Here is a 20,076-nt window from a genome sequence, read left to right as displayed (position 1 = left end):
CACAATTCCCCACCAATCGACACTATAAGAAATTTTAAACACTCGGTCAAATCAGGGCATGAAAACTCATTAACATATCTGAAATTTTTATTCCTTTTAAAAACAATAAGATAAAAAATGACGACAACGGCACGGCGGGTGCGGTACAGAGTGACCGAACCAATAAACAACTATATATGATTAATTTAATAATATAAACACAATATATAGTATTAAGATAAAGCCATGACAGCACCCGTACCAACGTGTAATATGTCGGGAAATCCAATAAATTTACACAAGCTAACACTTATCATGCCCCTCCCCCTCCCCTCTCCCGAAGCACGGCAATTCTCGCTCAAACTGCAAACCCTCATTGCCGAAAAAATCGGCAAACACGGCAACTGGATTCCATTTTCACGTTTTATGGAATTGGTTTTATACGCTCCGCAATACGGCTACTACACCGGCGGCAGCCATAAAATCGGCAATACCGGGGATTTTATTACCGCACCGACCCTCACCTCTCTGTTTGCACAGACACTGGCACGCCAACTTCAAGAACTTCTATCCCAAACGGCGGGCAATATCTATGAATTCGGCGCGGGAACCGGACAGCTTGCCGCCGATTTGTTGGGCAGCATTTCGGACGGCATCAGCCGTTACTATATTATTGAAATATCGCCGGAGCTGGCAGCACGTCAGAAAAACCTGATTCAAGCACGCGCACCGGAAGCATCTCAAAAAGTTGTCCACTTGACCGCACTTCCCGAAGCGTTTGACGGCATCATCATCGGCAACGAAGTACTCGATGCCATGCCTGTCGAAATCGTCCGTAAAAATGAAGGCGGCTCATTCGAGCATGTCGGCGTTTGCCTAGATAATGACCGTTTTACCTATTCGGCACGACCGCTGCACGACTTACAGCTATCTGCCTTGGCTTCCCTCTATTTTCCTCAAACAGATTATCCCTACACCAGCGAACTACATCCGCAACAATATGCCTTTATCCGCACCCTTGCCTCAAGACTCGAACACGGCTGCATGATATTCATCGACTACGGTTTTGATGCAGCGCAGTATTACCACCCGCAACGCAATCAAGGTACTCTAATCGGACACTACCGACATCACGTTATCCACAATCCTTTTGACTTCATCGGATTGGCCGACCTGACCGCGCATGTCAACTTTACCGACATTGCCCAAGCCGGGACGGATGCCGGATTAGATTTGATAGGTTACCTTCCCCAATCCCATTTCTTATTGAACCTGGGCATTACCGAGCTATTGGCACAGACGGGGAAAACGAATTCGGCAGCCTATATCCGTGAAGCTGCTGCCGTTCAGAAACTGATTGACCAGCACGAAATGGGCGAACTGTTTAAAGTCATCGCATTCGGAAAAAATATCGGCATCGACTGGGCAGGATTCAGCTTCGGCGACATCTGCCACAAACTCTAACCCTCATGCCGCCTGAATCCGCTTCAGACGACATAAACTTTTTAACATTTAAAAACAGTCAACTAATTCAAAATTAAAAAATACGGCTTGTCAAAAAAACAGAAAAACATATAATAGCGTCTTCACGAAACGGCGAATTAGCTCAGTCGGTTAGAGCAGAGGAATCATAATCCTTGTGTCCGGGGTTCGAGTCCCTGATTCGCCACCAAATTTTCGGGGGTATAGCTCAGTTGGTAGAGCGCTTGCATGGCATGCAAGAGGTCAGCGGTTCGATCCCGCTTACCTCCACCAGATAAAAAAGCACAGACCGTAAAAAGGTATGTGCTTTTTTATTGCCTGATTGCCGGCAAATAAAGAATAAACCACTGCCTTCAAAACAGGCAATCGACTTTAAACCTATCGCCCCGCCTGTCCTGATTTTATAGTGAATTAAATTTAAACCGGTACAGCGTTGGCTCACCTTGCCGTACTATCTGTACTGTCTGCGGCTTCGTCGCCTTGTCCTGATTTTTGTTAATTCACTATATCAGCCCGCCAGACAAACCCGACCCGAATAATGTCTTCAGGTCGGGTTTATGGTTTCATTCCCAACTTATCCAGCCTGACAGCCACAATATAATGATGGCAATACCAAAAACAATGCGGTAATAGGCAAAAGGAATATAATTTTTCTTGGAAACAAACCTCAGCAACGCTTTTACCGCTACCAAGCCTGAAACAAAGGCAGCAACAAAGCCAATCAAAATCAAACCGACATCATGCAGGGTGAAAAACCGGTAATGCTTCAGGACATCATAAGCCGTTGCGGCAACCATCATCGGCACAGCCAAGAAAAACGAGAATTCTGTCGCAGTTTTCCGTTCGATTCCCCAAAGCATCCCGCCCATAATCGTACTGCCCGAACGGGACGTACCCGGAATCAGTGCAAACACTTGGGCAACGCCGATCATCAAGGCATCAATCGGACGCAATGCATCAACATCGGCAATTTTAGGCTCTGCTCGGCTTTGGCGTTTCTCCACCCACAAAATAAAAAAACCGCCCAAAACCAGCATGACTGCAACACTCAAGGGGTTAAACAGATACTCTTTGATTTGTTTGCCGAACAACAGCCCCATCACGGCGGCAGGTATAAAAGCAATGGCAAGATTGAGGACGAAGCGGTTGGCTTTCCGGTCTTTTCCCACGCCATGCAACACATTGCTGAAACGTTGCCGGTATTCAAACACTACCGCCAAAACCGCACCGAGCTGGATGGCAATTTCAAAAACCTTGTGATTGCTGTGAAAACCAATCAGATTGCCGAACACAATCAAATGCCCGGTGCTGGAAATCGGTAAAAATTCGGTAAAACCTTCTACCAAGCCCATCATCAGGGCTTTCAGGACAATCAGAAAATCCATTGCTTGCGCTTCTTTCGGATACGGGAGTTCGGCTATTTCTGTACAGCAGGGGTCTGACGCTTGCGTTCTTCCCTGACTTTGGCAACCAATTCTTTAATCGTATGAACGCCGCCGTCAAAGCCGTTATTGAAGATAACGCGGTATTTTCCGCCGACAATAACGGTCGGCGTGCTGTCAATACCGTATTGTTCCGTCAGTTTCTGCATTTTTAATGCGGCGGCGGCAGCTTCGGGAGAATCATAGGCGCGCATCAGTTTTTTGCCGTCAAAGCCTTTTTGAGACAAAGCCCACTTTCCGGCAACCGACCTGTTTTCCAAGCGGATTTTTTGTTCGTAAACTGCTTTAAACACAGCAGGGTTTGCCTGATATTTCAAACCCGACAAATTGACGGCAGCCGCCATCCTGGCCAGACCGAGCATTTCAGGCTGCCAGACCACGTGCTCCGTCCTCAAATAGGCATCAGACGGCAATGCCTTGCCCAATTTCAATAACAAAGGATCGAAATGATGGCAATGTACGCAGAAATAGCCGAAAAATTCCAAAACCTCAATTTTGCCCGACTGTTCTTGAGGAATGGGTTTATCCAACACAAGATAGTCTTCCCTTTCCGTCAGGGCATATGCCTGCGCGGACAACACTGCCGACAGCAGCAGCGGCAACAGATGTTTGAGCTTCATAATTATTTGCTTTCGATAGAACGGATCAGGCTGGCGACTTCATGTTTTTTCAACTCGTCCTGCATTTTTTTCACCGCATCGGCAGACATATTGCCGCTTTGCACCCGGTAAAGCGTTTTATGTCCCGCCTGATAACCGACCACCTTGGAAGATATGCCCAAGATTGCCAGTTTGGCACGCTGTCCTTCCGCGCTCCGGCGGTCGGCATACGCGCCCATTTGCAGATAATGCGTTGCTTCCGCCTTGTCGGGCGTTTTCATTTTCTGCACTTCTTTGGCAGCGGCACTGCGCGCTTTTTCGATGCTGCCGCTGTTGAGGATTTGTTCCGGGGTCGGTTTGGGTGCAACTTTTTCCTTTTCCGCCTTTTTCTCTTCTTTTGAAGCTTTTTTCTCTGTTTCTTTAGACGGTTTTACCGCTTGTTTTTTAACCGTTTCGGCATCTTTCTTCTGCGCTTTTTCCCCGACGGTTTGTTCACGCTCTTCCGTCAGTGCTTTCTTGCGCACTGCCTGTCCGTCCGACTTTTCCCGCTCCGGCTCGTCCGCCTTTTCCTCAACCTCGTCGGCTTTGTCGGCAACGGGCTGCTTGTCGGCAGCTTTTTCCGCATCCGACTGCTCTGCCTCTTTCGCAGCATCCGGTTCGGACAAGGCGTTTTGATCGGCCGGTTCAGGTTGGATGTCTTCCTTAGGCTGGTTTTTCGGTTTCAGGATTTCCGTTTCTGCAGGCTGCTTCGACGAAGCCGGGATTTTGAACGCATTTTGACCGCTTTGGTTCAGATAAAACAAAATACCGGCAATAATGACCGTCGCCAGTATCAAACCGAAGAAAAAACCGGACAGACCTTTTCCGGATTGGGAAAATTTGTTCATAAACATACCTTAATGTGTTTCAGACGGCATTAACGCCGTTTGCTTACGGGCGGATATTCTAACAATATCGCCATATTTGGGCAAAACCTGCTTCCATTCCCGTTCCTATAAAGCGCGACGGAAACCTATGGCTTTCATGACGTGGCTTCTGCCGACTTCTTCGTCGCCCGCCAAATCCGCCAATGTACGCGCCACGCGCATAATGCGGTGGAAGCTGCGGGCGGAAAGGGAGAGTTTTTCCAGCAGGCCGCCCAATGCTTCCTGCGCTTCTTTTTGAATGCGGGCGGATGTGTCGAGTTCACTGACACTCAAGGCGGCATTCACTTTGCCTTGCCGTGCGTATTGTTTGTCTCTAGCGGCGATAACGCGTTCCAAAACGGACGCGCTGCTTTCCCCTGCTTCCTGCTGCATCAGTTCGGCGGCGGACAGGCTCGGGACTTCGATGGTCAAATCGATGCGGTCAAGCAACGGGCCGGAAATTTTGCTGCGGTAACGCGCGACGCTTTCGGGTGTGCAGCGGCAGGGTTTGACGGGATGCCCGAGATAACCGCACGGGCAGGGGTTCATGGCGGCAACAAGTTGGAATTTCGCCGGATAGACGGCTTGGCGCGCCGCGCGGGAAATGTGGATTTCGCCGTTTTCCAACGGTTCGCGCAAAACTTCTAAAACTTTGCGGTCGAACTCGGGCAGCTCGTCCAAAAACAATACGCCGTGGTGCGCCAATGAAATCTCGCCCGGACGCGGATCCGAACCGCCGCCGACCATAGCCGCCGCACTGGCGCTGTGATGCGGACTGCGGAAAGGACGGTGGCTGTCGAGTTGTTGCTGGTGGTTGGGCAGGAGCGAACGCAATGCCCAAACTTCTACCAATTCGTCTTCGGTCAGCGGCGGCAGGATGCCGGGCAGCCGTTGGGAGAGCATAGACTTGCCCGTTCCCGGCGGACCCATCATCAAGAGGCTGTGTCCGCCTGCGGCAGCGATTTCCAAAGCAAGGCGCGCGGTGTGCTGACCTTTCACATCGCACAAATCAGGTTGTCCGCCATGTTCAAACGGCATCTGAGGAACTTGGCATTCGGTTTGCGCCAAAGGTTCGATGCCGTTCAAATGGGCGGCGACTTCGCCCAAAGAGCGCGCGCCGTAAACGGTAATGCCGCGCATCACGGCGGCTTGTCCTGCGTTTTCTTCAGGCAAAACAAATGCACGTTTTGCCTGCATACCCTGCCACGCCATCGCCAACGCGCCGCGCACGGGGCGCAACAGCCCCGACAGTGCCAATTCCCCCGCAAACTCGTATTCCGCCAGTTTTTCGGGCGCAACCTGCCCCGATGCGGCAAGGATGCCGATTGCAATCGGCAAATCGAAACGCCCCGACTCTTTGGGCAGGTCGGCGGGGGCGAGGTTGACGGTAATTTTTTTGGCGGGGAATTCAAAACCGCTTTGAATAATGGCGGCACGGACGCGGTCGCGGCTTTCCTTTACTTCCGTATCGGGCAGCCCGACGATGTTGAAATGCGGCAGGCCGTTGGCAAGGTGGGCTTCCACTTCGACCAACGGCGCATTCATACCGCTCAAGGCGCGGCTGTAAACCAAGGCAAGCGACATATTTCAGACGGCCTTATTCGCCGGCTTCGGTTTGCTGCCTGATTTCGGCGACGGCTTCTTCGGCAGCGGCTTCAGCCGCTTCCAATGCTGCCCGTTCGGGATTTTGCGCGGCTTCGAGTTTTGCCAAACGCGCTTCCAAAGCCGCCAGTTTGGTACGGGTTTTGATTAAAACCTGCTGCTGGATGTCGAATTCTTCGCGCGTAACCAGATCCATACGGTTGAACGCGCCGCCCAGCATCGCCTTAATATTTTTTTCCACATCTTTGGCAGGGCTGTTGGCGATGGTTTCGCTGATTTTCGAGCCGACTTCCTCAAAAAGCTGCTTGCCGAACATAATCTGTATCCTTCCTGAACATATCAAATTCAATCGGCTATTGTATAAGGAAAAATGCCGTCTGAAAACGGGCGGCGGATAATCGGCAAAACATACCGCGCCTCCTTTGCGGTTGCTAAATTACACCTCAAAACACCTGCCGCCTGAAAACGGATTTCATATTCCGCGCAACGCCCGATTACAAGACACTACAAAACAATATGCTGTTTTAAATGATTTTTCCGACGCGCATCGTTTCAAACTCGGCTTTTTAAGCCATTAAGTGCTTTGCAAACAACAGAAATTGGGTTATGCTGAAACGGATTATTTACAATTTCATATAGTTTTATTACATATCTTATTGTGATTGAAGATAATTTATCCGAATCCCCTTTCGGGTGTCCGGATTTTCCGTTGTACTTTTATTAGAAAAACATTTCAGGCTCAAGTTGCTTGCAATTTCAAAGCCTGTAATTCTGAAGTTTTAGACGAGGAATAGCACATGAATCCCATGTACATCACTTTTGCAATCTATTTGGTTGCAGTCCTTCTCATCGGGCTTGCCGCTTATTTTTCCACGCGCAATTTCGACGATTATATTTTGGGCGGGCGCAGCCTAGGCCCGTTTGTTACCGCGATGTCGGCAGGCGCGTCCGATATGTCCGGCTGGCTGCTGATGGGTCTGCCGGGCGCGATTTACCTGAGCGGTTTGAATGAGGCTTGGATTGCCATCGGCCTCTTGGTCGGCGCGTATTTCAACTGGCTCTTGGTGGCGGGCCGCCTGCGCGTGCATACCGAATACGCCAACAATGCGCTGACGCTGCCGGATTATTTCTTCCACCGCTTCGGCGCGGGCGGACACTTGATGAAAGTGGTTTCCGCACTGATTATCCTGTTCTTCTTCACGATTTATTGCGCCTCGGGCATTGTGGCGGGCGCAACCCTGTTCCAAAGCCTGTTTGAAGGTATGACTTACAATCAGGCAATGTGGCTGGGCGCGGGCGCGACCATCGCCTATACCTTCTTGGGCGGCTTCTTGGCGGTCAGCTGGACGGATACGCTGCAGGCTTCTTTAATGATTTTCGCCCTGATTTTAACGCCGGTGATGGTCTATCTGGGCTTGGGCGGCGCGGAACAGATGTCTGCCGCGATTCAAAGCGTCGCCGCAGGCACGGGCAAAGCATACGGCAGCCTGTTTGCCGGTACGACCGTCATCGGCATCATTTCCACCGCCGCATGGGGCTTGGGCTATTTCGGACAGCCGCACATTTTGGCGCGCTTTATGGCGGCCGAAAGCGCGAAATCGCTGGTATCCGCACGCCGCATCGGCATGACTTGGATGGCGTTGTGCCTTGCGGGCGCGGTGGCGGTCGGTTATTTCGGCATTGCGTATTTCGGTGCAAATCCCGACAAAGTTTCTTCTATGAGCGGCAACCACGAACGCATCTTCATCGCGCTTTCCACCCTGCTGTTCAACCCTTGGATCGCCGGCATCATTTTGAGCGCGATTTTGGCGGCGGTGATGTCCACCCTGTCCTGCCAGCTTTTGGTTTGCTCCAGCGCGATTACCGAAGACTTCTACAAAGGCTTTTTGCGTAAAAACGCGCAACAGTCGGAACTGGTATGGGTCGGCCGCCTGATGGTCTTGGCGATTGCCGTGATTTCCATCCTGATTGCTTCCGATCCGAACAGCAAAGTATTGGGACTGGTGTCTTATGCGTGGGCAGGTTTCGGTGCGGCGTTCGGCCCGATTGTGATTCTGTCCGTATTGTGGAAACGCATCACTGCCTACGGCGCGTTGTCGGGTATGGTTGCAGGTGCCTTAACCGTAGTCGTATGGGCGGAATGGATAAAAAAACCGGCTCAAGCAGCAGGCGAAAGCGGCTTGTTGACGATGTACGAAATCGTCCCGGGCTTTATTGTTTGCTTAATCATTGCCGTGTTGGTTTCCCTGTTCAACAAAGAACCTTCGCGCGAAATCCAAGAACGCTTTGAAAAAGCCGACGCAGATTACCGCGCCGCCCGATAAACCCCTTTCAGACGGCACGGCATCCCGGTTCGTGCCGTCTGAACCCGTTTCCGGGTCAAACACAAATAAACCTTGCCTGCATACAGGCCTTATTTGTGTTTTACCCGTTTCATTTTCAAAGAAACGGAAGCACCTACCCTGCCCGCATTTGAAGCCTTGTATTTCATCTGCGGATTTATTACGATATTACCGTATTCAGGCCGCACCGATGCCGCCTGCCCCCCGAAAAACTTTGGAGAATCCAAAAAATGTTTCATTTTGCATTTCCGGCACAAACTGCCCTGCGCCAAGCGATAACCGATGCCTACCGCCGTAATGAAATCGAAGCCGTACAGGATATGTTGCAACGTGCACAGATGAGCGACGAAGAGCGCAACGCCGCCTCCGAGCTTGCCCGCCGTTTGGTTACCCAAGTCCGCGCCGGCCGCACCAAAGCCGGCGGCGTGGATGCGCTGATGCACGAGTTTTCACTCTCCAGCGAAGAAGGCATCGCGCTGATGTGTCTGGCAGAAGCCCTGCTGCGTATCCCCGACAACGCCACGCGCGACCGCCTGATTGCCGACAAGATTTCAGACGGCAACTGGAAAAGCCATTTGAACAACAGCCCTTCCCTCTTCGTCAACGCCGCCGCCTGGGGCCTGCTGATTACCGGCAAACTGACCGCCACAAACGACAAACAAATGAGTTCCGCACTCAGCCGCCTGATCAGCAAAGGCGGTGCCCCCCTCATCCGTCAAGGTGTGAACTACGCAATGCGCCTGTTGGGCAAGCAGTTTGTGACCGGACAGACCATTGAAGAAGCCCTGCAAAACGGTAAAGAACGCGAAAAAATGGGCTACCGCTTCTCCTTCGATATGTTGGGCGAAGCCGCCTACACCCAAGCCGATGCCGACCGCTACTACCGCGACTATGTCGAAGCCATCCACGCCATCGGCAAAGATGCGGCAGGACAAGGCGTTTACGAAGGCAACGGCATTTCCGTCAAACTTTCCGCCATCCATCCGCGCTACTCGCGCGCCCAACACGGCCGTGTGATGGGCGAACTGTTGCCGCGCCTGAAAGAGCTGTTCCTTTTGGGTAAAAAATACGATATCGGTATCAACATCGATGCCGAAGAAGCCAACCGTCTGGAGCTGTCTTTGGATTTGATGGAGGCTTTGGTTTCAGACCCTGACTTGGCTGGCTACAAAGGTATCGGTTTCGTTGTCCAAGCCTACCAAAAACGTTGTCCGTTCGTTATCGACTACCTGATCGACCTTGCCCGCCGCAACAACCAAAAACTAATGATCCGCCTCGTCAAAGGCGCGTATTGGGACAGCGAAATCAAATGGGCGCAAGTGGACGGCTTGAACGGCTATCCGACCTACACCCGCAAAGTCCACACCGACATCTCCTACCTCGCCTGCGCGCGCAAACTGCTTTCCGCGCAAGACGCGGTATTCCCGCAATTTGCCACCCACAACGCCTACACTTTGGGCGCAATCTACCAAATGGGTAAAGGCAAAGATTTTGAACACCAATGCCTGCACGGTATGGGCGAAACCCTGTACGACCAAGTCGTCGGCCCGCAAAACTTAGGCCGCCGCGTGCGCGTGTACGCCCCAGTCGGCACACACGAAACCCTGCTCGCCTACTTGGTGCGCCGCCTGTTGGAAAACGGCGCGAACTCGTCTTTCGTCAACCAAATCGTTGATGAAAACATCAGCATCGACACGCTCATCCGCAGCCCGTTTGACACCATCGCCGAACAAGGCATCCACCTGCACAACGCCCTGCCACTGCCGCGCGATTTGTACGGCAAATGCCGTCTGAACTCGCAAGGCGTGGACTTGAGCAACGAAAACGTATTGCAGCAGCTTCAAGAACAGATGAACAAAGCCGCCGCGCAAGACTTCCACGCCGCATCCATCGTCAACGGCAAAGCCCGCGATGTCGGCGAAGCACAACCGATTAAAAATCCTGCCGACCACGACGACATCGTCGGCACAGTCAGCTTTGCCGATGCCGCGCTTGCCCAAGAAGCGGTTGGCGCAGCCGTTGCCGCGTTCCCCGAATGGAGTGCGACACCTGCCGCCGAACGCGCCGCCTGCCTGCGCCGTTTTGCCGATTTGCTGGAGCAGCACACCCCAGCACTGATGATGCTTGCCGTGCGCGAAGCAGGCAAAACGCTGAACAACGCCATTGCCGAAGTGCGCGAAGCCGTCGATTTCTGCCGCTACTACGCAAACGAAGCCGAACATACCCTGCCTCAAGACGCAAAAGCCGTCGGCGCGATTGTCGCCATCAGCCCGTGGAACTTCCCGCTCGCCATCTTTACCGGCGAAGTCGTTTCCGCATTGGCGGCAGGCAACACCGTCATCGCCAAACCCGCCGAACAAACCAGCCTGATTGCCGGTTATGCCGTTTCCCTCATGCACGAAGCCGGCATCCCGACTTCCGCCCTGCAACTCGTCCTCGGCGCAGGCGACGTGGGTGCGGCATTGACCAACGATGCCCGCATCGGCGGCGTGATTTTCACCGGCTCGACCGAAGTGGCGCGCCTGATCAACAAAGCCCTTGCCAAACGCGGCGACAATCCCGTCCTAATTGCCGAAACCGGCGGACAAAACGCCATGATTGTCGATTCCACTGCACTTGCCGAACAAGTCTGCGCCGACGTATTGAACTCCGCCTTCGACAGCGCGGGACAACGCTGCTCCGCCCTGCGTATCTTGTGCGTCCAAGAAGACGTTGCCGACCGTATGCTCGACATGATCAAAGGCGCGATGGACGAACTCGTCGTCGGCAAACCGATTCAACTCACCACCGATGTCGGCTCCGTCATCGATGCCGAAGCGCAGCAAAACCTGTTGAACCACATCAACAAAATGAAAGGCGTTGCCAAGTCTTACCACGAAGTCAAAACCGCTGCCGATGTCGATTCCGAAAAATCCACGTTCGTCCGCCCCATCCTGTTTGAATTGAACAACCTCAACGAACTGCAACGCGAAGTCTTCGGTCCCGTCCTGCACGTCGTCCGCTACCGCGCCGACGAACTCGACAGCGTCATCGACCAAATCAACAGCAAAGGCTACGCCCTGACCCACGGCGTACACAGCCGCATCGAAGGCACGGTACGCCACATCCGCAGCCGCATCGAAGCCGGCAACGTTTACGTCAACCGCAACATCGTCGGCGCAGTCGTCGGCGTACAGCCCTTCGGCGGACACGGTCTGTCCGGCACAGGTCCCAAAGCAGGCGGTTCATTCTACCTGCAAAAACTGACCCGCGCCGGCGAATGGGTTGCCCCGACCCTGAGCCAAATCGGACAGGCGGACGAAGCCGCACTCAAACGCCTCGAAGCACTGGTTCACAAACTACCGTTCAACGCCGAAGAGAAAAAAGCCGCAGCGGCCGCTTTGGGACACGCCCGCATCCGCACCCTGCGCCGTGCCGAAACCGTCCTTACCGGACCGACCGGCGAGCGCAACAGCATCTCATGGCACGCGCCCAAACGCGTTTGGATACACGGCGGCAGCCTCCTGCAAGCCTTCTGCGCCCTAACCGAACTTGCCGCCTCCGGCGTACAGGCAGTGGTCGAACCCGACAGCCCGCTGGCTTCCTACACCGCCGACTTGGAAGGTCTGCTGCTGGTCAACGGCAAACCCGAAACCGCCGACATCAGCCACGTTGCCGCCCTGTCGCCTTTGGACAGCGCGCGCAAACAGGAACTTGCCGCCCACGACGGCGCACTCATCCGCATCCTCCCTTCGGAAAACGGACTCGACATCCTGCAAGTGTTTGAAGAAATCTCTTGCAGCGTCAACACCACAGCCGCCGGCGGCAACGCCAGCCTGATGGCGGTTGCCGACTGATTTTACCGAAATCCCCGAGCGCGGCCCGTGAACCAATGCCGTCTGAAAACCTTTCAGACGGCATTTTTATAATGGATTAACAAAAATCAGGACAAGGCGACGAAGCCGCAGACAGTACAGATAGTACGGAACCGATTCACTTGGTGCTTCAGCACCTTAGAGAATCGTTCTCTTTGAGCTAAGGCGAGGCAACGCCGTACTGGTTTTTGTTCATCCACTATAACAGCAACCCTGTCGCCGTCATTCCCGCAAAAGCGGGAATCCAGTCCGTTCAGTTTCGGTCATTTCCGATAAATTCCTGTTGCTTTTCATTTCTAGATTCCCACTTTCGTGGGAATGACGGCGGAAGGGTTTTGTTTTTTCCGATAAATTCTTGAGGCATTGAAATTCCAGATTCCCGCCTGCGCGGGAATGACGAATCATAAGTTTCCCGAAATTCCAACATAACCGAAACCTGACAGTAACCGTAGCAACTGAACCGTCATTCCCACGAAAGTGGGAATCTAGAAATGAAAAGCAACAGGAATTTATCGGAAATAACTGAAACCGAACAGACTAGATTCCCGCCTACGCGGGAATGACGAATCTATCCGCACGGAAACCTGCACCACGTCATTCCTACGAACCTACATCCCGTCATTCCCACAAGGACAGAAAACCAAAATCAGAAACCTAAAATTCGTCATTCCCGCGAAAGTGTGAATCTAGAAATGAAAAGCAACAGGCATTTATCGAAAATAACTGAAACCGAACAGACTAGATTCCCGCCTGCGCGGGAATGACGAATCCATCCATACGGAAACCTGCACCACGTCATTCCTACGAACCTACATTCCGTCATTCCCACGAAAGTGGGAATCCAAGACGAAAAATCTCCAGAAACCGTTTTACCCGATAAGTTTCCGTGCCGACCGGTCTGGATTCCCACCTGCGCGGGAATGACGGTTCGGGTATTTCTGATGATTCGGCGAGCCGTAGCAACTGTATTTTTCACCCCGTCGGGCAAAAATACCAAAACTCAAATCAAGCCGTTTGGATACCATTTTCGGCGGTATCGTTTTCGGCAAAATAATCACGCATCCGGGCATTCGATATCGTCAGCAGTTTGCGCATACATGCCGTAACGGCAACCTTATACGGCTTACCCTCGGACGGCAGGCGTTGGTAGAAATCCCGAATAAGCGGTTCAAAACGTGTCGCTGCCACGGTAGCCATATACAGTGCCTTAAGCACCGCAGACCTTCCGCCAAAGCAGCGGCTTTTGAATTTGGTTTCCCCGCTCTCCCTCGGGTGCGGGGCAATGCCGACCAAACTCGCTATCCGTTTGTGCGACAGCCGCCCCAATTCAGGTAGCATCGCCATCAGCGTAGCCGTCGTTATCGAACCGATGCCTTTGATTTGCTCCGCCACTTGGGCTTTGCCGTCAAAATGCGTGTGGGTGTGGTCGTCGATTTGTTTGTCCAATTCGTCAATCAGCCGGTCAAAATGGGCAATCAGTTGTTTGACGCTTCCGACTTGCGTTTCATGAATCTGATGCAGATATAGTGGATTAACAAAAATCAGGACAAGGCGACGAAGCCGCAGACAGTACAAATAGTACGGCAAGGCGAGGCAACGCTGTACTGGTTTAAATTTAATCCACTATATTTTGTAATAGCTGCCATTATGCCTACTAGGATATATACCTTCTATATAATCCTTATTTAAATAAAAACTCTTATAAAAATCTGTGTTATCTGTCGGGATTGAAAAAAAGATTTTATCTTTCTCATCAGGTTTATATTTGCTATCAATATCAAAAAGAGAATAAGGATTACAATGAGTTCGACATACTAGGTAAAAATTTATATCTTGGATCATGAAATATTCGATATTTATCAGGATCGAAAGATGCTAAAAATTCATCAATATTGGTACTGGATATTTTGTCATCACTAATAAACATCGCTAGAGATGGGCGACTTTGATTTTCCATTTGTTGATTAGTAAAGGATATAAATACTAACTTGCCATTGTCAAACCACATAGATTTATATAGTGGATTAAATTTAAACCAGTACGTCGTTGCCTCGCCTTGCCGTACTATTTGTACTGTCTGCGGCTTCGTCGCCTTGTCCTGATTTTTGTTAATCCACTATAGTTATTGCCTTTGGGAGAATCAATTCTGACAGCACATAACATAGATTTATCTTTACAGTCGTTATATTGAGTTTCATCAAACTCAACTGCATAGCACAATAAAGGCAATAGAAAAAAAAGGAGATTAATTTATTACTATACATAAGGCAGCCTGACTATTCATTCTAAAATAAATCCGGTTTTTAATATTTGATTCTGCTCCGGATTATATACATAATAAATTTTACTGCTCCAAAATCTGATATTAACCCTATGTATTTCATAAATTTTTCAGAAAAATAGGCTGTGCTTGAACAATCCGCCGACTCCGGCTGTTTGTCAGGGAAAAGGCAATTATTTTCGGTTAGTCAGCAGCCTATCCTATTGAATCACTTAAAGATATGGATGTTTGTCAACGCCATATCAAAACACGGTCTTTTACCAATCGAATTCTGCCGTCACCGGCGCGTGGTCGCTCGGACGCTCCAGCGCGCGCGTCTCCAAATCGACACGGACATCCTTCAACGCCTCCGCCATCGCAGGCGACACCAAAATATGGTCGATACGCAGGCCCAGTTTGCGTTGGAACATCGCGCCGCGATAGTCGAACCATGTGTAAAACGCGCCTTCGGGATGGACTTGGCGCAGGCTGTCGGCCAGTCCCAAATCCAGCAGATTTTGAAACCACTGCCGTTCGACGGACGAACAGTGGATTTTTTCGTGCCATTTTTCAGGGTCGTAACAGTCCGCATCGGCAGGCGCGATATTGAAATCGCCCAGCAGCACCAGTTTGCCGTGGCGTGCCATTTCGTCGCGGACAAATTCGGTTAACGCGGCAAACCATTGTTCTTTATATTTGAATTTCGGGCTGTCGAGGGCTTCGCCGTTGACGCAATAGACATTGATGACGCGCACACCGCCGACGGTTGCCGCAATCACACGCCGTTGCGGATCGTCCGGCAGCGCGGGCAGCCCGATATGCACGTCTTCCGGCGCGTTGCGGCTGACGATTGCCACGCCGTTGTAGGTTTTCTGCCCGCTCCAAACACAGTGCCAGCCCATCATTTGCAAAGCGGCGGCCGGAAATTTGTCCTGATCGAGTTTGAGTTCCTGCAAAACCAAAATATCGGGCGGATTGTCGGCAAGCAGGTTTTGCACCTGCGGCAGCCGCACATTGAGCGAATTGACGTTCCAAGTGGTGATTTTCATAACATTTCCGAAAAATGCCGTCTGAAACGTTCAGACGGCAAAAGGAAAGGATTTTAACACTATACCGCGCGTTTGTTTTCCAAATCGCGGATTGTCCGCAGAATCGCCGCCGCGTCTTCGGAAATCAGGCGGTATTCGATAATGCGGTGGTAACGCGTAAAGTCCACCAGACCTTCCACGCGCAGTCGGCTCAAATGGTTGGAAACCGCTGTCGCAGGCATGGACAGGGATTCGGACAGCTCGGCAATATTGCAATCGCCGTCCAACAGTTGGATCAGTATAGTGGATTAACAAAAATCAGGACAAGACGACGAAGCCGCAGACAGTACAAATAGTACGGAACCGATTCACTTGATGCTTCAGCACCTTAGAGAATCGTTCTCTTTGAGCCAAGGCGAGGCAATGCCGTACTGGTTTTTGTTAATCCACTATACCTGCCCGAAACGCTGTTTTTTCTAAAGCATCACAACCTTCACGAGAAATGCCGTCTGAAGAATATTTCAGACGGCATTTCCTCCTTGAGGCAATAACCGGATTACGGTTAAGCGGTTCCTTGCCTGACATATCAGACAGCCGCCTGCACCCTAAAACTCACGCCACGAAATCCAGACCTATGTCCAACGAACGGCTGCTGTGGGTCAGATAGCCGAGAGCGATGCCGTCCACGCCGGTTTGCGCCACGCGCTTCAGTCGGTCGAAGCCGATGCCGCCCGATGCTTCGCAATAGACGGTGTGGGGGTGGGAGGTTTGCGTGTGGCAGCGGTTTGCCGCTTCTTTCAGGGTTTCGTCGTCCATGTTGTCCAGCAAAATCCGTTTTGCGCCCGCCGCGATGGCTTCGTCCAGTTGTGCCAACGTGTCCACTTCGATTTCCACGCAAGTCAACGGTCCGACCGCCTGTTTTGCCTGCCGAACTGCTTGGGCGATGCTGCCGCAATAGGCGAGGTGGTTGTCTTTGATGAGTACGGCATCGTCCAAGCCCATGCGGTGGTTCACACCGCCGCCTGCCCTGACGGCGTATTTTTGCAGGACGCGCAGCAGGGGGATGGTTTTGCGGCTGCACACGATGTCTGTACCGTATTTGGCGACTTCGGCAACGGCACGCGCGGTGGCGGTGGCGATGCCGCTTAAGTGCGTGAGGTAGTTGAGCGCGGTGCGTTCGGCGGCGAGCAGCGCACGGGCGTTGCCTTCGACGGCGGCAAGCGTCTGACCTGCGCGGACGGCTTGTCCGTCGTGGATTTCGGCTTGGAAGCGGACGGACGGATCCATCGTCTGAAAGGCGATACGCGCCAAGTCCATACCGGCAATAACGCCGTCTTCGCGGCTGACGAGGAAGAGTTTGGCGGTTTTGTCAGGCGCGATGACGGCGGCGGACGTAATGTCGCCGCGCCTGCCCAAGTCTTCGCTCAAGGCTTGTTCTACCATGGGACGCAACAGGGTATCGGGCAGGGGGAAGAGGGTGTTTTCAGACGGCATGGGGTTTCCTTTGTTGAAAAAGATGGGTGTTGCACCGATGGGGCAAAACTTCATTTTATAGTGGATTAACAAAAACCAGTACGGCGTTGCCTCGCCTTAGCTCAAAGAGAACGATTCTCTAAGGTGCTGAAGCACCAAGTGAATCGGTTCCGTACTATTTGTACTGTCTGCGGCTTCGTCGCCTTATCCTGATTTTTGTTAATCCACTATAGGTCGTCTGAAAACGGGCTAACGGCTGCCCAGCGGCAGTCCGATGTCCGAAATCAGCCTGTCGGGCAGGACGTCGTCGCGGAAGCGGCAAAGCTGCGCGGGACGGCCTTTGCTGCCCGATACGCCGGTATCCGACGGCTCGATGAGGTTTTGCTGCTGAATCTGGCGGCGGAAGTTTTGCTTGTGCAGCAATCTGCCGCTGATGGCTTCGACGCTGTTTTGCAGTTGCAGCAGCGTGAATTCGGGCGGCATCAGTTCAAAAATCACGGGGCGGTATTTGATTTTGGCGCGCAGGCGAGACAGGGCGGTCGCCAGTACGCGGCGGTGGTCGTGGCGCATGGGCTGCCCCGTAAGCGCGAAGTCGAAGTTTGCCTGCGGCTCGGCGGCTTCCACTATCAGACCGCTTTCATACAACATTTCATAGCGTTGTAAAACGTATTCTTCCGACCAGTTTTCCGGTTCGACCCCCCAGCACAAATGAATGCGCTTGAGCCGCATTTGACGCACTTCCTCCGTGTCCGCCGAGTTTGCCCAAATGCGCAGGCGGCCGACGACGGCGTCGCGCTGTCCGCCGTCGGTGCGCAAGTCTTCCCACGGGAAATAGCCGTAGCAGTCCTGCCATTTCGCATCGGGATGCAGGATGCTGTCGGCTGCCTCGCGCACCAGCCCCAAATAGCTGACGTACAAGACGGGCATGCCGTGTTCGTTGCGGCGGTGGGTATCGACAAAGGTGTAAAGCTGTTCCACATAGCCCATAGGCTGCGAAGTCTGCTTGGCGACCCACAGTTTTACGCCTGCCTGCAAGGAATTGCGCAGGGGGGAGAGCGGGCCGTTGGGCAGGAGCGTGCCTTGGGCGACGGTCAATACCCGCAGCCCGCCGTCGGTAACGGCAATCAATACGGGAACCAGCTCGACGATGCTTTGCGGCGGAGCTTCGGCTTCGGGGTAGGCGTCCATGCTCGGCTTTCTGCGGGTGGGAAAGGCTTTATTGTATAGTGGATTAAATTTAAACCAGTACAGCGTTGCCTCGCCTTGCCGTACTATTTGTACTGTCTGCGGCTTCGTCGCCTTGTCCTGATTTTTGTTAATCCACTATAAACCAAAGCGGTTTGTCGGAACGAAGCAGGTCGGTTTTACGGTATCGCAAACCTGTTTTCAGACGACCTTGCTTATTATACTCAAGTTGAGCATAATATAAAACAGTTTGAAAAACAGACGGCAAACCTTCATGCCGTCTGAAAACCAGCTACAAGGAAACATCATGCAAACCGCCGCCCGCCGCTCGTTCGATTACGATATGCCACTCATCCAAACGCCGACTTCCGCCTGCCAAATCCGTCAGGCGTGGGCGAAGGTTGCCGACACGCCCGACCGCGAGACGGCAGATCGTCTGAAAGACGAAATCAAGGCCTTGCTGAAGGAGACAAACGCGGTCTTGGTGGCGCATTATTACGTTGATCCGCTGATTCAGGATTTGGCTTTGGAGACGGGCGGATGCGTGGGCGATTCGCTGGAAATGGCGCGCTTCGGTGCGGAACACGAAGCCGGTACGCTGGTGGTGGCTGGTGTGCGCTTCATGGGCGAGAGCGCGAAAATCCTCTGCCCTGAAAAAACGGTGCTGATGCCTGATTTGGAGGCGGAATGTTCTTTGGATTTGGGTTGCCCGGAAGAAGCGTTTTCAGCGTTTTGCGACCAACACCCCGACCGCACGGTGGTGGTGTACGCCAACACTTCCGCCGCCGTGAAAGCGCGTGCCGATTGGGTGGTAACGTCTTCGGTGGCGTTAGAAATCGTATCGTATTTGAAATCACGCGGCGAGAAGCTGATTTGGGGACCCGACCGCCACCTCGGCGACTACATCTGCCGCGAAACGGGCGCGGATATGCTGTTGTGGCAGGGTTCGTGCATCGTCCACAACGAATTTAAAGGGCAGGAGCTGGCGGCGTTGAAAGCGGAACATCCCGACGCGGTGGTGCTGGTTCATCCCGAATCGCCGCAAAGCGTCATCGAACTGGGCGACGTGGTCGGCTCGACCAGCAAACTGCTCAAAGCCGCCGTATCGCGTCCTGAAAAAAAATTCATCGTGGCGACCGATTTGGGCATCCTGCACGAAATGCAAAAGCAGGCGCCCGACAAACAATTTATCGCCGCGCCGACGGCGGGCAACGGTGGAAGCTGTAAAAGCTGCGCGTTCTGCCCGTGGATGGCGATGAATTCGCTGGGCGGCATCAAATACGCCCTGACAAGCGGACGTAACGAAATCCTGTTGGACAGGAAGCTGGGCGAAGCCGCCAAACTGCCTTTGCAGCGTATGCTCGACTTCGCGGCAGGACTCAAACGCGGGGATGTGTTCAACGGCATGGGTCCCGCCTGATTTGCCGTTCGTAATGGGTGCAGCCTGAAAATACCGCCCGCCTGCTTTCCCAAGACGGGGTTTGCGCACAAAAAATCTTTAAAAACAAGACTGTTTTTTATGTTATTGCATTGATATAATTATACTTTCTTTCATTTATCAGGTAAAAACATGCAAATGCACTGGCTCTTTCTGACTGTAGCAATTTTAAGCGAAGTCTGCGGTTCTTCCATGCTCAAACTGAGTGGCGGGTTTAGCAAACTGTGGCCTTCTATTGGCGTGATAGTCAGCTTTTCGGTGTGTTTTTGGGCCTTGTCTATGACACTGAAAACCATGCCGCTGGCTACAGCATACGCCATTTGGGCAGGCGTGGGACTGGTTTTAACGGCTTTAGTCAGCGTGGTGTTTTTCGGTGAGAAAGCTGATTTCATTGGGATTGTCAGCATCGGTTTGATTTTGCTGGGCGTGGTGCTGCTCAATACCATGTCGCATATGTCGGGGCATTGATTAATCCACTATACCGTTT

General features: G+C 52.4%; 15 protein-coding genes, 2 tRNA genes and 1 pseudogene. 7 read left to right on the top strand and 11 right to left on the bottom strand.

From position 1 onward, the window contains the following. Positions 1–225 precede the first annotated feature (225 nt). The 3 genes from IUJ45_RS08380 to IUJ45_RS08370 all read left to right on the top strand — a co-directional run bounded on the left by IUJ45_RS08380 (position 226) and on the right by IUJ45_RS08370 (position 1,734). On the top strand, positions 226–1,443 hold the full coding sequence (locus IUJ45_RS08380) for a class I SAM-dependent methyltransferase (RefSeq protein WP_079887162.1): 1,218 nt from the start codon (positions 226–228) through the stop codon (positions 1,441–1,443). A 131-nt stretch (positions 1,444–1,574) separates the two neighbouring features. Beyond that, positions 1,575–1,651, top strand: a tRNA-Met gene (locus IUJ45_RS08375). A gap of 7 nt (positions 1,652–1,658) precedes the next feature. After that, positions 1,659–1,734 (top strand) — tRNA-Ala (locus IUJ45_RS08370). A gap of 290 nt (positions 1,735–2,024) precedes the next feature. Here the strand turns inward: IUJ45_RS08370 and IUJ45_RS08365 are convergent. The 5 genes from IUJ45_RS08365 to IUJ45_RS08345 form a co-directional block, all read right to left on the bottom strand. Next, positions 2,025–2,846: an undecaprenyl-diphosphate phosphatase gene (locus tag IUJ45_RS08365; protein WP_002239524.1), complete on the bottom strand. Its 822-nt coding sequence runs from the start codon at positions 2,844–2,846 to the stop codon at positions 2,025–2,027. Between the two features lie 32 nt (positions 2,847–2,878). After that, the gene (locus IUJ45_RS08360; protein ID WP_002212479.1) at positions 2,879–3,523 is read right to left on the bottom strand and encodes a thiol:disulfide interchange protein DsbA/DsbL; all 645 of its coding nucleotides are present in this window, start codon (positions 3,521–3,523) and stop codon (positions 2,879–2,881) included. Between the two features lie 2 nt (positions 3,524–3,525). Continuing rightward, on the bottom strand, positions 3,526–4,389 hold the full coding sequence (gene ftsN, locus IUJ45_RS08355) for a cell division protein FtsN (RefSeq protein WP_002234558.1): 864 nt from the start codon (positions 4,387–4,389) through the stop codon (positions 3,526–3,528). Positions 4,390–4,494: 105 nt separating this feature from the next. Next, on the bottom strand, positions 4,495–5,991 hold the full coding sequence (locus tag IUJ45_RS08350) for a YifB family Mg chelatase-like AAA ATPase (protein ID WP_002245890.1): 1,497 nt from the start codon (positions 5,989–5,991) through the stop codon (positions 4,495–4,497). Positions 5,992–6,004: 13 nt separating this feature from the next. Beyond that, positions 6,005–6,325, bottom strand: a complete 321-nt coding sequence (locus IUJ45_RS08345) for an accessory factor UbiK family protein (protein WP_002216505.1) — start codon at positions 6,323–6,325, stop codon at positions 6,005–6,007. A 481-nt stretch (positions 6,326–6,806) separates the two neighbouring features. Between IUJ45_RS08345 and putP the strand changes: the two genes are divergently transcribed. Beyond that, complete coding sequence (gene putP / locus IUJ45_RS08340; RefSeq protein WP_002236704.1) at positions 6,807–8,333, top strand: sodium/proline symporter PutP; 1,527 nt, start codon at positions 6,807–6,809, stop codon at positions 8,331–8,333. Positions 8,334–8,422: 89 nt separating this feature from the next. Here the strand turns inward: putP and IUJ45_RS08335 are convergent, their stop codons facing one another. After that, positions 8,423–8,590 carry a hypothetical protein gene (locus tag IUJ45_RS08335; protein WP_009346312.1) on the bottom strand — a complete coding sequence of 56 codons (168 nt, stop codon included), beginning with the start codon at positions 8,588–8,590 and terminating at the stop codon, positions 8,423–8,425. Between IUJ45_RS08335 and putA the strand changes: the two genes are divergently transcribed. Next, on the top strand, positions 8,582–12,187 hold the full coding sequence (putA, locus tag IUJ45_RS08330) for a bifunctional proline dehydrogenase/L-glutamate gamma-semialdehyde dehydrogenase PutA (protein ID WP_002245889.1): 3,606 nt from the start codon (positions 8,582–8,584) through the stop codon (positions 12,185–12,187). The genes IUJ45_RS08335 and putA overlap by 9 nt on opposite strands. A gap of 1,023 nt (positions 12,188–13,210) precedes the next feature. Here the strand turns inward: putA and IUJ45_RS08325 are convergent. From IUJ45_RS08325 to IUJ45_RS08300, 5 genes and pseudogenes are all read right to left on the bottom strand, one after another. Continuing rightward, positions 13,211–13,726 (bottom strand): annotated as a pseudogene (locus tag IUJ45_RS08325) (transposase); the annotation flags it as partial. Positions 13,727–14,743: 1,017 nt separating this feature from the next. Beyond that, positions 14,744–15,514, bottom strand: coding sequence for an exodeoxyribonuclease III (xth, locus tag IUJ45_RS08315; protein WP_002246787.1), 771 nt, complete (start codon positions 15,512–15,514; stop codon positions 14,744–14,746). A 59-nt stretch (positions 15,515–15,573) separates the two neighbouring features. After that, on the bottom strand, positions 15,574–15,795 hold the full coding sequence (locus IUJ45_RS08310; RefSeq protein ID WP_042507220.1) for an ArsR/SmtB family transcription factor: 222 nt from the start codon (positions 15,793–15,795) through the stop codon (positions 15,574–15,576). 310 nt (positions 15,796–16,105) lie between these two features. Continuing rightward, complete coding sequence (nadC, locus tag IUJ45_RS08305; protein ID WP_002246801.1) at positions 16,106–16,987, bottom strand: carboxylating nicotinate-nucleotide diphosphorylase; 882 nt, start codon at positions 16,985–16,987, stop codon at positions 16,106–16,108. Positions 16,988–17,215: 228 nt separating this feature from the next. Continuing rightward, complete coding sequence (locus IUJ45_RS08300; RefSeq protein WP_002218765.1) at positions 17,216–18,154, bottom strand: NUDIX hydrolase; 939 nt, start codon at positions 18,152–18,154, stop codon at positions 17,216–17,218. A gap of 304 nt (positions 18,155–18,458) precedes the next feature. On the opposite strand from IUJ45_RS08300, the gene nadA reads away from it, so the two are divergent. Both nadA and IUJ45_RS08290 read left to right on the top strand, forming a co-directional pair. Further along, positions 18,459–19,571 (top strand): quinolinate synthase NadA, encoded by a 1,113-nt coding sequence (gene nadA / locus IUJ45_RS08295; protein ID WP_002249261.1) that lies wholly within the window; start codon positions 18,459–18,461, stop codon positions 19,569–19,571. Positions 19,572–19,727: 156 nt separating this feature from the next. Next, positions 19,728–20,057: a DMT family transporter gene (locus tag IUJ45_RS08290; RefSeq protein WP_065424033.1), complete on the top strand. Its 330-nt coding sequence runs from the start codon at positions 19,728–19,730 to the stop codon at positions 20,055–20,057. Positions 20,058–20,076 lie beyond the last annotated feature (19 nt).

It is taken from the genome of Neisseria meningitidis (assembly GCF_022869645.1).
GTDB lineage: Bacteria > Pseudomonadota > Gammaproteobacteria > Burkholderiales > Neisseriaceae > Neisseria > Neisseria meningitidis.
This window is presented reverse-complemented; position numbering and strand designations above follow the sequence as displayed.

Excerpts from the sequence above, each read along its gene's own strand:
- IUJ45_RS08380 (WP_079887162.1), top strand. The coding sequence starts at position 226 with ATGACAGCACCCGTACCAACGTGTAATATGTCGGGAAATCCAATAAAT.
- IUJ45_RS08365 (WP_002239524.1), bottom strand. The coding sequence starts at position 2,846 with ATGGATTTTCTGATTGTCCTGAAAGCCCTGATGATGGGCTTGGTAGAA.
- IUJ45_RS08360 (WP_002212479.1), bottom strand. The coding sequence starts at position 3,523 with ATGAAGCTCAAACATCTGTTGCCGCTGCTGCTGTCGGCAGTGTTGTCC.
- ftsN (WP_002234558.1), bottom strand. The coding sequence starts at position 4,389 with ATGAACAAATTTTCCCAATCCGGAAAAGGTCTGTCCGGTTTTTTCTTC.
- IUJ45_RS08350 (WP_002245890.1), bottom strand. The coding sequence starts at position 5,991 with ATGTCGCTTGCCTTGGTTTACAGCCGCGCCTTGAGCGGTATGAATGCG.
- IUJ45_RS08345 (WP_002216505.1), bottom strand. The coding sequence starts at position 6,325 with ATGTTCGGCAAGCAGCTTTTTGAGGAAGTCGGCTCGAAAATCAGCGAA.
- putP (WP_002236704.1), top strand. The coding sequence starts at position 6,807 with ATGAATCCCATGTACATCACTTTTGCAATCTATTTGGTTGCAGTCCTT.
- putA (WP_002245889.1), top strand. The coding sequence starts at position 8,582 with ATGTTTCATTTTGCATTTCCGGCACAAACTGCCCTGCGCCAAGCGATA.
- IUJ45_RS08335 (WP_009346312.1), bottom strand. The coding sequence starts at position 8,590 with ATGAAACATTTTTTGGATTCTCCAAAGTTTTTCGGGGGGCAGGCGGCA.
- xth (WP_002246787.1), bottom strand. The coding sequence starts at position 15,514 with ATGAAAATCACCACTTGGAACGTCAATTCGCTCAATGTGCGGCTGCCG.
- nadC (WP_002246801.1), bottom strand. The coding sequence starts at position 16,987 with ATGCCGTCTGAAAACACCCTCTTCCCCCTGCCCGATACCCTGTTGCGT.
- IUJ45_RS08300 (WP_002218765.1), bottom strand. The coding sequence starts at position 18,154 with ATGGACGCCTACCCCGAAGCCGAAGCTCCGCCGCAAAGCATCGTCGAG.
- nadA (WP_002249261.1), top strand. The coding sequence starts at position 18,459 with ATGCAAACCGCCGCCCGCCGCTCGTTCGATTACGATATGCCACTCATC.
- IUJ45_RS08290 (WP_065424033.1), top strand. The coding sequence starts at position 19,728 with ATGCACTGGCTCTTTCTGACTGTAGCAATTTTAAGCGAAGTCTGCGGT.